The 14,149-nt window shown below is 65.7% G+C and carries 13 protein-coding genes; 11 read left to right on the top strand and 2 right to left on the bottom strand.

Annotated features, from left to right (window positions below; all coding sequences use genetic code 11):
* The first annotated feature begins 249 nt into the window (after positions 1 to 249).
* The 11 genes from HGB39_RS08070 to HGB39_RS39545 all read left to right on the top strand — a co-directional run bounded on the left by HGB39_RS08070 (position 250) and on the right by HGB39_RS39545 (position 10,706).
* On the top strand, positions 250 to 1,140 hold the full coding sequence (locus tag HGB39_RS08070) for an HpcH/HpaI aldolase/citrate lyase family protein (RefSeq protein ID WP_043789338.1): 891 nt from the start codon (positions 250 to 252) through the stop codon (positions 1,138 to 1,140).
* 39 nt (positions 1,141 to 1,179) lie between these two features.
* Positions 1,180 to 1,647 carry a MaoC family dehydratase gene (locus HGB39_RS08065; RefSeq protein WP_005565830.1) on the top strand — a complete coding sequence of 156 codons (468 nt, stop codon included), beginning with the start codon at positions 1,180 to 1,182 and terminating at the stop codon, positions 1,645 to 1,647.
* Complete coding sequence (locus tag HGB39_RS08060) at positions 1,644 to 2,480, top strand: fumarylacetoacetate hydrolase family protein (RefSeq protein WP_005565832.1); 837 nt, start codon at positions 1,644 to 1,646, stop codon at positions 2,478 to 2,480. The genes HGB39_RS08065 and HGB39_RS08060 overlap by 4 nt, the downstream gene beginning before the upstream one ends.
* A gap of 393 nt (positions 2,481 to 2,873) precedes the next feature.
* Positions 2,874 to 3,998, top strand: coding sequence for a substrate-binding domain-containing protein (locus tag HGB39_RS08055; protein ID WP_005565836.1), 1,125 nt, complete (start codon positions 2,874 to 2,876; stop codon positions 3,996 to 3,998).
* A 63-nt stretch (positions 3,999 to 4,061) separates the two neighbouring features.
* Positions 4,062 to 6,602: an ATP-binding cassette domain-containing protein gene (locus tag HGB39_RS08050; RefSeq protein WP_005565839.1), complete on the top strand. Its 2,541-nt coding sequence runs from the start codon at positions 4,062 to 4,064 to the stop codon at positions 6,600 to 6,602.
* Between the two features lie 3 nt (positions 6,603 to 6,605).
* Positions 6,606 to 7,631: an ABC transporter permease gene (locus HGB39_RS08045; protein WP_005565840.1), complete on the top strand. Its 1,026-nt coding sequence runs from the start codon at positions 6,606 to 6,608 to the stop codon at positions 7,629 to 7,631.
* Positions 7,628 to 8,479 carry a mycofactocin-coupled SDR family oxidoreductase gene (locus HGB39_RS08040; protein ID WP_005565841.1) on the top strand — a complete coding sequence of 284 codons (852 nt, stop codon included), beginning with the start codon at positions 7,628 to 7,630 and terminating at the stop codon, positions 8,477 to 8,479. The genes HGB39_RS08045 and HGB39_RS08040 overlap by 4 nt, the downstream gene beginning before the upstream one ends.
* Before the next feature lie 46 nt (positions 8,480 to 8,525).
* Positions 8,526 to 8,879: an EthD family reductase gene (locus HGB39_RS08035; RefSeq protein WP_005565844.1), complete on the top strand. Its 354-nt coding sequence runs from the start codon at positions 8,526 to 8,528 to the stop codon at positions 8,877 to 8,879.
* Between the two features lie 47 nt (positions 8,880 to 8,926).
* A complete protein-coding gene (locus HGB39_RS08030; protein ID WP_005565846.1) occupies positions 8,927 to 9,787 on the top strand; it encodes an LLM class F420-dependent oxidoreductase in 861 nt (286 codons plus the stop codon).
* A 44-nt stretch (positions 9,788 to 9,831) separates the two neighbouring features.
* Complete coding sequence (locus HGB39_RS08025; protein ID WP_169694588.1) at positions 9,832 to 10,344, top strand: nuclear transport factor 2 family protein; 513 nt, start codon at positions 9,832 to 9,834, stop codon at positions 10,342 to 10,344.
* 80 nt (positions 10,345 to 10,424) lie between these two features.
* A complete protein-coding gene (locus HGB39_RS39545) occupies positions 10,425 to 10,706 on the top strand; it encodes an SDR family NAD(P)-dependent oxidoreductase (RefSeq protein WP_275948820.1) in 282 nt (93 codons plus the stop codon).
* Positions 10,707 to 10,975: 269 nt separating this feature from the next.
* Here HGB39_RS39545 and HGB39_RS08015 read toward each other — a convergent pair whose 3' ends face one another.
* Both HGB39_RS08015 and HGB39_RS08010 read right to left on the bottom strand, forming a co-directional pair.
* On the bottom strand, positions 10,976 to 12,259 hold the full coding sequence (locus HGB39_RS08015) for an MFS transporter (protein WP_043789343.1): 1,284 nt from the start codon (positions 12,257 to 12,259) through the stop codon (positions 10,976 to 10,978).
* Positions 12,260 to 12,598: 339 nt separating this feature from the next.
* Positions 12,599 to 14,062 carry an aldehyde dehydrogenase family protein gene (locus HGB39_RS08010; RefSeq protein WP_005565851.1) on the bottom strand — a complete coding sequence of 488 codons (1,464 nt, stop codon included), beginning with the start codon at positions 14,060 to 14,062 and terminating at the stop codon, positions 12,599 to 12,601.
* Positions 14,063 to 14,149: the final 87 nt, after the last annotated feature.

Below are 14,149 nucleotides of genomic sequence, written 5' to 3'. Positions count from 1 at the left end.
GTTAACGTACGAGCGATTGTTCGTTTAACAGTACGGGCCACCAACCCGCTGGTCAATCATTTGGTCAAAGCCTTGCACCACGAAGTCTGGATGTGACGAAATGCCGCACACCACGAAATATCGCGCCGCGTCCGCGGCGGGTTCGGATACGGCCGAGTGGCCGAGGCGGCGACCGTCAGTCTCCCCCGGGAATTTGCGGGGAGCCTGTGTCGTCGCCGCACCGGCGGTGCCCTATCGAGTGAGGAAGTAATGCGACCCCTACGTTCTCTCCAGTTCGTGCCGGCTCATCGTGAGGGCTGGGCACAGAAAGCTGTGCGCGCCGGTGCCGACGCCGTGATCCTCGATCTCGAGGACTCGGTTCCCGAGCCGAGCAAGGCGGATGCCCGCGCAATGGCAGCCGAGACGATCGACGCCCTGCGCCGTGACCATCCGGATGTGACGGTGCTGGTGCGCCCGAACCCACTCGACACAGACCATTTCGGCCGAGATCTCGCGGCCGTGGTGCGCGCGGGACTCGACGGGTTGCTGTTGCCGAAGGTGTACGGAGCCCGTGAGGTCCTCGACTTCGCCGCGTTGCTCGAGCACTTCGAGATCGAGGCCGCCCTGATCCGTGGCAGCGTCGAGGTGATCCCCACTCTCGAAACCGCGAAGTCGCTGGTGAACTGCGAGTCGATCGCGGCGGCCCATCCCCGGGTCGCATCGCTGATGGTCGCGGCGGCTCGCGATGCCGATGTCTCGCGTGAGGTCGGTTTCGAGTGGACCGCCGAGGGCCTGGAAACCCTGCATTACCGCAGCAAGGCCGTGCTCGCCTGCCGCGCCGCCGGGTTGGCCCATCCGATCGTGGGACTGTGGCAGGAGATCTCCGACCTGGACGGGCTGCGCCGGTTCGCCGAAGGCAACCGGCGACTGGGCTTTACCGGGCAGGTGCTTATCCATCCCTCGCACATCGAGACGGTCAACGACGTCTATGCGCCGGACCCGAAAATCGTCGACCGCTTTCGCCGCATGATCGAGGCCTTCGAACAGGCCCAGGCGAACGGGCAAGCGGCGGCACTGTTCGAGGGCGAACACGTCGACATCGCCCACGTCAAGACCGCTCGCGGCGTGGTTGCCCTTGCCGAAACCATCCAGTCGCGCTGACCCCATCACCCGACCGACCGAACCCTTGAGGACCCTAAAATGAGTGGATTGTATTTCGAAGAACTCGAGCCGGAGCTCACCATCAAGCACGCGGTGACCCGTACAGTGACCGAAACGGACAACCTGCTGTTCACGACGCTCACGATGAACGTGCAGCCGCTGCACCTCGATGCCGAGTTCGCCAAGGACAGCATGTACGGCGAGCGCATCGTCAACAGCGTCTTCACCCTCGGCGTCGTCGTCGGTATTCCGGTGCAGGAAACGACTCTCGGAACGACGCTGGGCAACCTCGGGTTCGAGGAGATCGCCTTCCCCGCGCCGGTACTGATCGGCGACACCCTGCGCGTGGAAACCGAGATTCTGTCGCGCCGCGAGTCGAAGTCCCGCCCGGATACCGGCATCGTGCGCTTCGAGCACCGCGGTTTCAACCAGAACGACAAACTGGTCTGCCGCGTCCAGCGATCCGGTCTGATGCTCAAGAAGCCCGCCGAGGTCGCCGTCTCATGAAACTGGCCACGCTGCGTGTGGAGGGATCGACCGCCGCCGCACGGATCGACGGCGGAAACGCGGTGCTGATCGAGCCCTATCCCAGCCTCTCGGATCTGCTACGCGACCCGCACTGGCACCGCATCGCCACCGAGGCCTCCGGGCAGGTTGTCGACCTCGGTGCCGTGGAGTACGCCCCCGTGGTCACGCACCCGACGAAGATCGTGTGCGTGGGCCTGAACTATGCGAACCACATCGAGGAGATGGGACGCGAACTCCCCCGCTACCCGACCTTGTTTGCCAAGTTCCCCGAAGCGCTCATCGGCGCCTACGACGACATCCACGTCCCGGCCTACGCCGATCAGCAGGTCGACTGGGAAGGGGAGCTCGCCGTCGTCATCGGCAAGAAGGCGAGATCGGTGCAGGCCGCCGACGCCGGCGAGTACATCGCCGGCTTCGCGGTCGCCAACGATGTCACCATGCGCGACTACCAATATCGGACTCAACAGTGGCTGCAGGGCAAGACGTTCGAGGGAACGTGCCCGCTCGGTCCGACGCTGGTGACCCCGGACGAGTTTTCGCTCGGTGCCACCCTGAACACTCTCGTCGACGGTGCCACCGTCCAGTCGGACTTGACCGGCGACCTGGTGTTCACCCCGGCCCGGTTGATCGAGTACATCTCCCACATCGTCACCCTGCAGGCCGGGGACGTGATCTTGACCGGAACTCCCGGCGGGGTCGGCCACCCGACCGGAACGCATCTGTCTGACGGCCAGACACTCACCACGGAGATCACCGGCCTGGGCACGCTGCGCAACACCGTGTGCGTTGCCGCCCCGGTCCCGGTCGGCTGACCCCTCCGCGCTCCACAATCGAATACGGCACGGCCCAGCCCTTCCAGTCCGTCACGGACCGGAAGGGCTAGTGGCCGTTGCTTCGCGAGCGTCCTTCGAGCCCTGCGGCCCCAGATCGCGCACCTCGGTTCCCACCCCCAGTGTTCGCGCGACACCGAACCCCACGGCAGCGAGCACACGTGCGGTTACCCACCGACGCAACAGGGTTGGTGCGTCGACGATGAGGGCGCGTCACGTGCGGCACTGCCCTGTCGGCGTGCGACGGCCGCGAAATACCCAATCGTCCAGGTAGCGGCATGCCGTAGATCACCCGTTGACGGATGCTGTGCTCTACGCCACAATACAAACAAACGAGCAAACGTTCGTCTGTGTCTGGCAGAAGAAGGAAAATCCATGAACGCTCTGTCTTGTCGTCGCGCAGCCCTTGCCGGAGTTGCCCTCAGCGCAGTCCTCAGCGTCGCGGCATGCACGGCCAGTGCTCCGGCAGAATCGGGTGGCAGCTCAGGAGGTTCGACGAGCGACGGCGGCCAGGCCCTGCCGGTCGAGCAGCTCTGTGGTGACCAGCCACTCAAGATCGCGCACGTCGCCGGATTCGGCGCCAACTCGTGGCGCAAGATCACGCAGGCCGAACTCACCGACGAACTCTCCGCCTGCCCCAACGTGACCCTCGAGTACACCCAGGCCGACAACGATCTGCAGAAGTACATCACCGCGATCAATTCTTACACCGCACAGGGTTTCGATGCGATCGTCACGTACGACGACTTCGGCAGCCAGGCCCTCAGCGCCCTGAAGAACGCCCATGACGCCGGCGTGGTCGTCGTCCCCTACATCGCCGATCCCGGCGGTGAGGTCGGTGTCGACTACGACGGCTACGTCCAGTACAACTTCGACGTCGAGGGCGACACGATGGCCAAGTGGCTGGGCGGCCAGGTCCAGCCGGGCAGCAAACTGCTCTTCAGCGGTGGACTACCGGGCGGAAGCCCCTCGACGGTCGCCCTGTGGGACGGAATCAACGAGACCTCCAAGGAGCTCGGTGATCCCTTCACCCCGCTGACCAACGAGCCGCAGCCCTCGAGCTGGGACGCGGCATACGAACAGCGCGCCATGGCCGGCGCATTGACCAAGTACCCCGAGATCGACGCCCTGGCATCGGATTACGGTGTCGCATCGAAAGGTGGACTGCGCGCCTTCATCAACGCCGGTCGGCCGATCCCGCCGCTGGCCACCTCCGCTACCGACAACGAACTCGGGTGCATGTGGCTGCAGCACCACGAGGCCAACCCCGGCTTTCAGTTGTTGACCCTCGACGGCACCACGACCGTCGTACGCATCGCAGCCCGCAAGGCGCTCGCCGCACTCAACGGCCGGCCCGACAACGAGCCGGAGAACTTCGAACTGCCCACGTTCGTCGACACCCTGGGCGGCAAGCTCCCGACCTGCCGCGAGGATCTGCCGCCGGACGCCGACCTGTCCTCGGCGCTCTCGCCCGAGCAGCTCTCGGCCGTCTTCCAGTAGCGGCTGGGCGCCAGGGATATGGAGTGGTCAACTATGACTCAGCAAGACATTGTCGAGGATGTGATGTACGTGAGTGACGTACAGGTTCAGGAAAGTCCCGTTCACGAAGTGCCCGATCAGGACGTCGTTCTCCGGCTCGAAGCGGTGGACAAGAAGTACCCGGGCGTGCACGCAATCAAGAACGTCTCGCTGACGGTCCGGCGCGGCGAGGTTCATGCGCTGGTCGGCCAGAACGGCGCCGGCAAGTCCACGCTCGTCGGCATTGCGGCCGGTTCGATCACCGCCGATTCGGGGACGGTGGAGATCGGTGGCGTCGCCGCCGCCGACCCGTCCCCGGCGTGGTGCCGCGAACAGGGGTTGGCCATCGTCTACCAGGAACCAGCCCTCCTTCCGGACCTGACGGTCGCCGAGAACATGCGCCTGAGCATGCCCGAGGAACTACGCCCATCCGTCGGGGACCAGGTCAGCTGGGCAGAAGGCATCCTCGCGCGGTGGAGCAACGTGGCGTCGATCGATCCACGCACTCCGGTGCGCGAGTTGCAGCCGGACGCGCGGTTCGTCGTCGAAATCGCCAAGGCTCTGGCCGAGGAGCCGAAGGTCATCGTTCTCGACGAGCCCACCGAGCACCTCCTACCGCCTGCAGTCGCGGAGTTGTTCCGGCTGGTGTCGGAGCTGATCGCGGCCGGCGGTGCCGTCGTCTACATCTCGCACCGCCTCAACGAGGTCAAGCAGATCGCCCACACCGTATCGGTGCTGCGCGACGGCGCGCTGGTCGGCACGTTCACCGGCGCCGACGTCACCGAGCAGGACGTGGTCAACCTCGTCGTCGGCCGGGAACTCACGCGCGGTCACACGCGGGCCGACACCCGCTCGAGCCGGCTCGGTGACACCTTGCTACAGATCACCGACTTCTCCGGCGAGGGTTTCGACGACCTTCACCTGCAGGTACGCGCCGGCGAAATCGTCGGGTTCGCCGGTGTCGAGGGACAAGGCCAACGTGAGGTGCTCCGCGCGCTCGGCGGTCTGGTCAGCAACCACGGCACCGTCGAGATCGACGGCCGCCCGGTCAGGACGTCGAGCCCGACCACCGCACTGGCCGGTGGGATCGCCTATCTCCCCCACGACCGGCACAACGAGGGCATCCTGCCGGGACTGAGCCTTCGGGAGAACGCCTCGCTGGCCTCGCTGGGGCGGTTCACCCGCTTTGGTGCCCTCTCACGCCTGCGCGAGCGCAAGGCCACTTCCGAGACGTTCGCGTCGATGCGGGTCAAGGCTCCCTCCCCCGAGGTCGACATCACCACCCTCTCGGGCGGAAACCAGCAGAAGGTCGTGCTCAGCCGGGTGCTGATGACCGAGTCCACGGTGATTCTCGCCGATGAGCCCACCCAGGGTGTCGACATCGGTGCGCGGGAGGAGATCTACACCATCCTCCGAGAGGCGGCGGCGCGCGGGGCGGCGATCATCGTGCTCTCCTCGTCGGCGGCGGAACTCGAGCAGCTCTGTGACCGGGTCATCGTCTTCTCCCGGGGGAAGGCCGCGAAGGAGCTCGTCGGCGACGAACTGACCGAGCACGGCATCGCCCAGGCCGCGCTCAGCGCAACCGGTAGTCGTAGCCGGGTCGGTACGGCACTGCGGAAGGTCACGCTCGGCCGGAAGATCTCCCGCAGCGACCTGACGCCCGCCGCGATTCTCGCGCTCGCCACCGTGCTGCTGGCGATCGTCGCGATCCTCCAGAGCGAGTTCTACCTCACGTCACGCAACTTTGGTCTGATCCTGCCGCTGCTGGCCACCCTCGCGTTCTTCGCGATGGCACAGCAGGTGGTGATGATGATCGGGGGCATCGACCTGTCGGTGGGCCCACTGGCCGGTCTGCTCGTCGTTGTCGGCTCATTCGTGCTGTCGGCGTACAAGACACCCATCGGCATGATCATCGGCCTGGTCGTCCTCGCGATCGTCGCCGCGGTTGTCGGCCTGGTGAACTGGACACTGGCGGTCGTCGTCAAGATCAACCCGTTGATCGCAACACTGGTGACCTACACCGCGATCCAGGGCATCGCCTACCTCCTGCGTCCGCTGCCCGCGGGCAAGATCGATCCAGTCTTCACCTCGTACGCATCGACCAAGCTCGGATTCGTACCGATCATGCTGGTTGTGGCAATCGTCGTGGCGGTGCTTCTCGAAGTCGCCATGTACCGCACCATGTTCGGTGTCCGACTGCGAGCCACCGGATCCCAGCACGCCACGGCTGACCGCATCGGAGTCCGCACCAAGTGGATCACTCTGGCCGCCTACGTGAGCTGCTCGGTGCTGATCGTCCCGGCAGCCGTGCTGCTCATGGCGCAGGCCGGTACCGGCAACGCCAGTATCGGTGACAGCTACACCCTCGCCAGCATCGGTGCCGCGGTCCTCGGCGGCGCCTCCATCTTCGGCGGGCGCGGCTCGTTCATCGGAGCCTGCCTCGGCGCAGTGCTGGTGATCCAGATCAACACGGTCGTCCAGTTCATCGGGCTGCCGCTGTATTGGCAGCAGTGGCTTCTCGGCGGTCTGACCATCGCCGCGGCCGCCTTCTACTCGAAGTCCCGAACCCTCGCAGAGCGGAGCTGACCCGTGAGCGCAACACAAGAACAACAACTCCCCCAGAAGTCCGGGAACGAGTCCACCGGCGGTCGCCGTTGGACCCCGACCTGGAACGGCACCAGCTCGGTCATCGCGATCACTGTGGCACTGTTCCTGTTCAGCTGGCTGATCGCCCCCGGCAGCATCTCGGGCAGCGCTATCGACTCGCTACTGCCCTTCGCCGGAATCCTGGCGATCGCGGCGATCGGGCAGACCATCGTGGTCATGCTCAAGGGCATCGACCTGTCGCTGCCCGGCATGATGACCCTCGCCGCGCTGGTCAGCAGCCAGTACGCCCAGGATCACGGCAGTATCCTCGCCGCTCTGCTGGTCGTCGCCGCCATCGCCGTCGTCGTCGGACTGGTCAACGGCATCGTCGTCTCGGCATTCTCGGTGACCCCGCTGGTGGCCACTTTGGCAGTCAACGCCGTCCTGATGGGAGCCGCCCTCGCATACTCCGGAGGAACCCCGACCCGCGCACCGCAAAGTGTGTCCGACTTCGCTCTGGAAAAAACGGTCGGTGTTTCCAACACGGTGTGGCTTGCAGTGTTGCTGATGATCGTGACGGTATTCGCGACAGGGCGCACCGCCTGGGGGCGCCGGGTAGTCGCCGTCGGGTCCAACGAGCGGACCGCCCGCGCCGCGGGTGTGCGCACCTCCCGAGTCAAGATCAGCGGATACGTCGCCGCGGCACTGTGTTACAGCGGCGCCGGTGTCCTGCTGGCCGGGTACGTGAGCACACCGAACACCAATGCCGGCACCAGCTACCTCCTGCCGGCCATCGCAGCTGTGGTCGTCGGCGGCACCGCGCTGACCGGTGGTCGCGGCAACATCATCGGCACGGCGGTTGGGGCCCTGTTTCTGAGCCAGCTGACCCAGCTCGTGCTCTCCCTCGGAGCGCCCTCTTCCACACAGTTCCTCGTCCAGGCAGTGGTCATCGCCGTCGCGGTGGGAGCACAGCAACTGGACCTGCGTCACGTCATCCAACGTCTGACTCCCCGAAAGGAATCTGCATGACGAACATCGGTCAGCGACTGCACGAGAAGGTGGCCTTCGTGACCGGCGCCGCCCGCGGCCAAGGTCGATCGCACGCTCTCACCCTCGCGGACGAAGGCGCGGATCTCATCCTGCTCGACTCGGTACGCCCGATCGACCAGGTGAGCTACGCAATGCCTGACCACGCGGACCTGAAGGAAACCGCACGCCTGGTGGAGGAGCGGGGCCGCAGGGTGGTGATGATCGAAGCCGACGTCCGTGACGAGTCGATCATCGCCGCGGTCGCCGAGGCCGCCGCCGAACTCGGTCGACTCGACATCGTCGTCGCCAACGCGGGCGTACTCGGAGCAGCCAAGCCCTCCTGGGAGCTGACCCGTGCCGAATGGGACACCCTGATCGACATCAACCTCACAGGCGTCTGGCAGACGATGAAGGCGGCGCTGCCGCACATCATCGCCGGCGGCCGAGGCGGGTCGATCATCGCGATCAGTTCCATCGCGGGCATTCGCGGAGTGCCGCACGTGGCGCACTACAGCGCCGCCAAGCACGCGCTGGTCGGACTGGTCGGCTCGGTCGCGAACGAGGTTGCTCCGCACAGCATCCGGGTGAATACCGTGCATCCGACCAATGTCCGCACGGACATGATCGACAATCCGACGGCGGCGAAGATCTTCCGGCCCGACCTCGAGAACCCGACCCTCGACGACGGGATCGACGTTCTCGGGCGGATCAACCTGCTGCCGGTGCCATGGGTGGACTCTGCCGACATCTCCGAGGCCGTCCTGTGGCTGGCCAGCGACGAGTCGCGTTATGTGACCGGCACCGCGCTGCCCGTCGATGCCGGAATGCTCGCGAAGTACCCCGGCTGACAACCCCTACTCCCCTTCAACCGACCCCAACAGAGAAGGAAAATCAATGACAGTCAATGGTGGACCGGTCCGCACGATCGCACTGATCGGACGCAAGCCGGGTATGTCGTTCGCCCAGTTCGACGAGTACTGGCGTGAGAAGCACGCCCCGCTCGCCGCGCAGGTGCCCGGTGTGATCCGCTACGTGCAGCGGCACGTCGTTCCGCAAGAAGGTGCCACCGAACCCGACAACGGATTCGGCATCGACGGTCTCGCCGTCCTCGATTACGAGAGCGCCGAGGCGATGGAGGCCGGTTGGGCGTCCGAGGCCGGCCAGGCAGCCCTCGCGGACGTCGAGAACTTCATCGGCAAGCACTACGTAGTGGTCCTCGAGGACCACGTCGTGGTCGACGACGCCTGAACCCTCGGCGTCACCTCAAAGAATGACAATGAGTTAAGGATCCCGTCATGGATGTGGGCGTAGTTTATTTCTTCACCGATCAGGGTCCGGACCCCGTGGAGTTCGGGCAGGCCGCGGAAGGGTACGGATTCGAGTCCCTGTTCGTGCCCGAGCACACGCATTTTCCGGTATCCCGGAAAACCGACTACCCGATCCCCTACGGGGGACCCGGACTACCCGAGTTCTACCTACGCACCTACGACCAGATCGTCACGATGTCGATGATCGCTGCACATACGCAGACGATCATGCTCGGCACCGGTATCTGCCTTCTGGCCCAACATGATCCGATCGCGAAGGCCAAGCAGATCGCCACCCTCGACCACCTATCCGGCGGACGCGTCATCTGCGGTGTCGGAATGGGGTGGAACGTCGAGGAAGCGGAAGCGCACGGCGTCGTGTGGAAGCAGCGCTACTCCACCGTGCGGGACAAACTCAAAGTCATGCAGGCACTGTGGACCGAGGAGGTGGCGAGCTTCGACGGCCCCCGTGCGTCGCTCGCCCCCTCGTGGGCCTGGCCGAAGCCCGCGCAGCCGAACGGCCCGCGCACCTACCTCGGCGGCGCCGGTCCCACCACGATGCGGCATGCCGCCGAGTGGGCCGACGCTTGGTACGTCGTGCCCTCCGCGGAAGATCCGAGTCTGTCGAAGACGGTGCCCGAGTTTCGCAGAGTCGTGGAGGAGTCCGGCCGCGACCCCGAGTCGGTCGGCATCGCGGTGGCCTCGGCGCCACCGGATCCCGCACTGCTCGAGAGCTATCGAGAATTGGGGATCGAACGGGCGGTGCTGTGGGTCGACCCGGCAGACAACCCGGGCGAGGGCATGCGCAACCTCGAGACTATCTCCAAGGTTCTCGCACAGATCTCCTGACCAAAATTTCCCAGAAATCAACCCTCACAGGAGGACCCGTTATCATGAACGCTACTACCGCGGATGTGAGCGTCACCGAGCTCGCCGAGCGACTGACACGACTCGAGGACGTCCGCGCAATCGAACAGCTCAAGTATCGCTACGCCGGCTTCTGCGACAACGGCTACGACCCGCAAGGCATCGCCAGTCTCTTCGTCGAAGACGGCCGGTGGGTCGTGGACGGCGAGGGTGGGTCCATGACCGGCCACGAGGAGATCAAGGCGCACTTCCGGGCGTTGTCGGACAAGATCACCTGGGCTCTGCACTACATGATCGCCCCACGTGTGGAACTCGCCGACGACGGCCAGAGCGCAGTTGGATACTTCTACCTGCTGTGCCTGTGCACCATCGAGAACAGTCGGGACGCCACCGAGAAGGACCCGGTCATCCTGACCATCAACTACACCGATCAGTTCGTAAAGCGCGACGGCACCTGGTACTTCCAGGAACTGCGCGGACGCACACACCAGGTGTCCAACTGGGATCAGGGTTGGGTCAAGCAGCCGTTCCGCGACTGAGCCACATACCCCATCGCGGGTGGGCAGGGTAGCAAGGAGCTCAATTCTGTTCCGCCATTTCATATTCAGGGGAGGAAGTAATGATCGAAACGGCTAGCGCTACGGGAACTCGACTTGCCGATCGGACGGCGGTGATCACCGGCGGCGCGTCGGGTATCGGCCGCGCGAGCGCTCTACGGTTCGCCTCCGAGGGCGCCGAGGTCGTCGTGTGGGACCTCGATCCGGTCGGGATCGATGCCGTGGTCACCGAGATCCGCCAGGCGGGCGGACGGGCTCACGGGGTGGTGTTCCTGATCAGCGACGAGGCGAGCTTCGTGCACGGCGCGGTCTACGTCGCGGACGGCGGCTGGACCATCCGCTGAGATGTGCCCTCGTAGCCGAACGGCTCGGACCGGTTCCCGGTCCGAGCCGTTCGACGTCCGTCCACTCGGCGTCACGGTTGTGACGCGCTGCGGACGATGCAGTACTGCGCGGGGTGTGCACAGCTGAAGCTCTCCGGATCCGGGCTCGCGCGCCGATAGTGTGTGAACCGCCCGGAACCGGAGAGCGTGTGGAGGCCGACCCGCGAGGGCGCAGAGGCTGGGATAGCGGGCCAAGTGGGTCGGCGATCAGGGGGTGGAAGGAGTGCGGCTCACAATCGTGAGCGGCGGGCGCACTCCACGCTCAGCAGGCCGAGGACTCCGATGGTGACCATGGCGTAGGTGGCGCTGCCGGTGGCGTCGATGATCAATCCGAGCATCGGCGCGGCGAGGACTGCTCCGACGTTGCTGACGGTGACGATGAGTCCGCTCGTCTGGTAGTTCGCCTGCGGCTGAGACAGTTCCGCCGCCCACGCCCAGTATGTGCCACCGTACAACGAGGCTGCCAGGAACATCATGCACAGGTAGATCCCGAGAGTGCTCGCGGGAATCCCGGGCAGGGCGACCACCATGATGCCGGCCAGACCGGCACCGATCATGTTCGTCTGGAATCGCTCGCCGCGGAAGAGCCGGTCCGACATCAGCCCGCCGATGGGAGCCGCGACGAGTTTGAACATGAAGGTGACGCCGATGATCGCCGAGGCTTCGAGCAGCGTCATGCTGCGGTCTTGTTCGAGGAACAAGGGCAGGGCGTAGGAAAGCCCGTAAAGGGTGATCGCAGTGCCTGCACCGTACAGCGAGGACCACCACACTCGGGAGCTGCGCAGCGCCTCGGCGAGTGATCCCGGTTTGGGGAGCGCGTCGAAACGGGTCGAGTGCGGGCGCCGGAGTCCGACGGGTTCGGCAACGAGGGCGTCCATCGAGGGCACACCGGGGTGGGACTTGTGGAAGTCCTTGACGGTGAGCACGAACAACGCACCGCAGGCGATGCTCGGGACCACGGTCAGCCACATCGAGGCGACCTCCCACGACATGCCGCTGTCGGTCAGCAGCGGTCCGGCGAACGAGGTGATCGAGAAGCCGACGCCGAGGAAGCCCATCAGGAGGCCGGTCGCGAAACCGCGCCGGTTCTTGGGGAACCACAAGGATGCATGGGTGGCCAGCGAGGCATTCATCACGCCGCCGCAGCAGCCCAGGAGCAGACGCAGCACGAGCATGCCGGTGTAGGACTCACCGACGACCGGGATCAACAGCCCCGAAACGACATTGCAGAGCAGGCCGATGACGATGATCTTCTTCACCCCGATACGGGCGGCCCACTTGCCGGCGAAGACCGGAACCACGCAGAACGTGAGCATCGATGCGGTGGTGAGCGAGGACAGCTGGGTGGCGTTGATCCCCCAGTCGTCCTGGATGACCGTGCCGAACACGGCCACGGTGTTCAGACCGATGAAGCAACACATGAAGCACAGCAGGCTGACCAGCAGGACCCACCAGCTGTAGAGGGGCGCGCGCGTGGATGTCACACGCGCGCCGGTGAGCGTCGAGGTTGTCATGACGTGCTCCTGTGTCTGGGGCGCCGCCCGCAAGGCAGGAGGCGCAGTCGGGACGAGCGCGACGGACCGGAGTGCACACGGCGCGTAGTGAATTCGACCGTGAATCGCACCCGGAACGGAAGGTGCGGTAGCTCGGAACGGAACCGCACCAGAAAAACGAACGTACGTATGTTAGTGCTGCATCACCTGTCGTGTCAACGGTCACAACGAGGATTCAGGACCGGACGCGCCCAACGCGATCGAGTGGTGAGATGACCCACCGGAATTCGCCCACGGAACGCGCAAAACGCCCGGCTGGTGCACCAGCCGGGCGTTTAGGGGAGGGTCGACGAACAGTGGTCAGGCGAGCGAGACGGTAACCGCCTTGCTCTGCAGGTAACCGTCGAGGGCTTCGCCGCCCATCTCCTTACCCCAGCCGGACTGCTTGAAGCCGCCGAACGGCAGCGCGGCGTCGAAGACGTTGTAGCAGTTGACCCATACCGCGCCGGCGTTGACCGCCTCGGCGAAGCGGTGGGCGCGACCGACGTTGCTCGTCCACACACCGGCCGCCAGACCGTAGGTGGTGTCGTTCGCGCGGCGCAACACCTCGGCTTCGTCGTCGAACGGCATCAGCGAAACAACCGGACCGAAGATCTCCTCCCGGGCGATGGTCATGTCGTCGTCGACCCCGCCGAGCACGGTCGGCTCGAGGTAGTAACCGGGCTCGCGGGTCTGGGCACCACCGGCGATGATCTCCGCTCCGTCACTGAGCGCGCCCTCGACGAAGGTCTTGACCTTGGAGCGGTGCTGGTCGGAGATCATCGGGCCGACCAGGACGCCGCGCTCGGCGCTGGGGCCGATCTTGATCTCCGGCACCTTGGCGGCGATACGGGCCTGGACCTCGTCGTAGACGTTGCGCTGCACATACAGCCGCGACCCGGCCGTGCAGGCCTCACCCTGGGCATAGAGGACGGCACCGAGCACTCCGTCGACGGCGATGTCGAGATCGGCGTCGTCGTAGATGACATTGGGGGATTTGCCGCCGAGTTCGAGGGTCAGCTTGCTCAGGTTCGATGCCGCCGCGACGACGATCCTCTTGCCGGTCTCGACCGAGCCGGTGAACGCGACCTTGTCGACCTGCGGGTGACCGGCCAGCGGAGCTCCGGCGTCTGCGCCCGTTCCGGTGATCACGTTGACCACTCCGTCGGGCACACCGGCTTCGACGGCCAACTCCGCCAGGCGCAGCGGGGCCAGGGAGGCGAGTTCGGCGGGTTTGAGCACCACGGTGCATCCGGCGGCCAGCGCCGGGGCCAGCTTCCAGACCGCGGCGAGCGCGGCGCCGTTCCAGGGGATGATCTGGGCGACCACGCCGACCGGCTGCCGCCGGGTGTAGGAGAAGAAGTCTCCGGGGTTCTGCCGCGACAGCGGGATGGTGCGTCCCTCGAGCTTGGTGGTCCACCCGGCCATGTAGCGCAGCAGGTCGGCCATGTTCGGCAGGTCGATGTCGCGGATGAACGCGTAGGGCTTTCCGCAGTCCTGGGTGTCGATGAGGGCGATCTCGTCCGCGTTGGCCTCGATGAGGTCCGCGAAGCGGTGCAGGATCCGGGCGCGGGACTCGGCCGGCATCCGCCGCCACGAGCCGTCGTCGAATGCGCGGCGGGCAGCCTGCACCGCCAGTTCGACATCGCGCGGGCCGCCTGCGGCGATCTCGGCGAGCTTTTCTCCGGTCGACGGGTTGAAGACGTCGACAGTGCCGCCTTCGACCGGATCCACCCACTTACCGTCGATCAGCAGTTGATGACGGCTCGGGCTGGTCTCGGACATCTTTTCTCCTTCAGGTAGAGCTGCTCGGCGAACACACGAACGCTGGCGGCGATGATGCGGCCGCGGGTGCCGCCCGGCGCGCGCGGA

The organism is Rhodococcus opacus, assembly GCF_012396235.1.
GTDB classification, from domain to species: Bacteria; Actinomycetota; Actinomycetes; order Mycobacteriales; family Mycobacteriaceae; genus Rhodococcus_F; species Rhodococcus_F opacus.
The sequence above is the reverse complement of the archived record's forward strand: the minus strand, read 5'-3'. Positions and strand labels throughout refer to the sequence as shown.

Excerpts from the sequence above, each read along its gene's own strand:
- HGB39_RS08070 (WP_043789338.1), top strand. The coding sequence starts at position 250 with ATGCGACCCCTACGTTCTCTCCAGTTCGTGCCGGCTCATCGTGAGGGC.
- HGB39_RS08065 (WP_005565830.1), top strand. The coding sequence starts at position 1,180 with ATGAGTGGATTGTATTTCGAAGAACTCGAGCCGGAGCTCACCATCAAG.
- HGB39_RS08060 (WP_005565832.1), top strand. The coding sequence starts at position 1,644 with ATGAAACTGGCCACGCTGCGTGTGGAGGGATCGACCGCCGCCGCACGG.
- HGB39_RS08055 (WP_005565836.1), top strand. The coding sequence starts at position 2,874 with ATGAACGCTCTGTCTTGTCGTCGCGCAGCCCTTGCCGGAGTTGCCCTC.
- HGB39_RS08050 (WP_005565839.1), top strand. The coding sequence starts at position 4,062 with ATGTACGTGAGTGACGTACAGGTTCAGGAAAGTCCCGTTCACGAAGTG.
- HGB39_RS08040 (WP_005565841.1), top strand. The coding sequence starts at position 7,628 with ATGACGAACATCGGTCAGCGACTGCACGAGAAGGTGGCCTTCGTGACC.
- HGB39_RS08035 (WP_005565844.1), top strand. The coding sequence starts at position 8,526 with ATGACAGTCAATGGTGGACCGGTCCGCACGATCGCACTGATCGGACGC.
- HGB39_RS08030 (WP_005565846.1), top strand. The coding sequence starts at position 8,927 with ATGGATGTGGGCGTAGTTTATTTCTTCACCGATCAGGGTCCGGACCCC.
- HGB39_RS08025 (WP_169694588.1), top strand. The coding sequence starts at position 9,832 with ATGAACGCTACTACCGCGGATGTGAGCGTCACCGAGCTCGCCGAGCGA.
- HGB39_RS39545 (WP_275948820.1), top strand. The coding sequence starts at position 10,425 with ATGATCGAAACGGCTAGCGCTACGGGAACTCGACTTGCCGATCGGACG.
- HGB39_RS08015 (WP_043789343.1), bottom strand. The coding sequence starts at position 12,259 with ATGACAACCTCGACGCTCACCGGCGCGCGTGTGACATCCACGCGCGCG.
- HGB39_RS08010 (WP_005565851.1), bottom strand. The coding sequence starts at position 14,062 with ATGTCCGAGACCAGCCCGAGCCGTCATCAACTGCTGATCGACGGTAAG.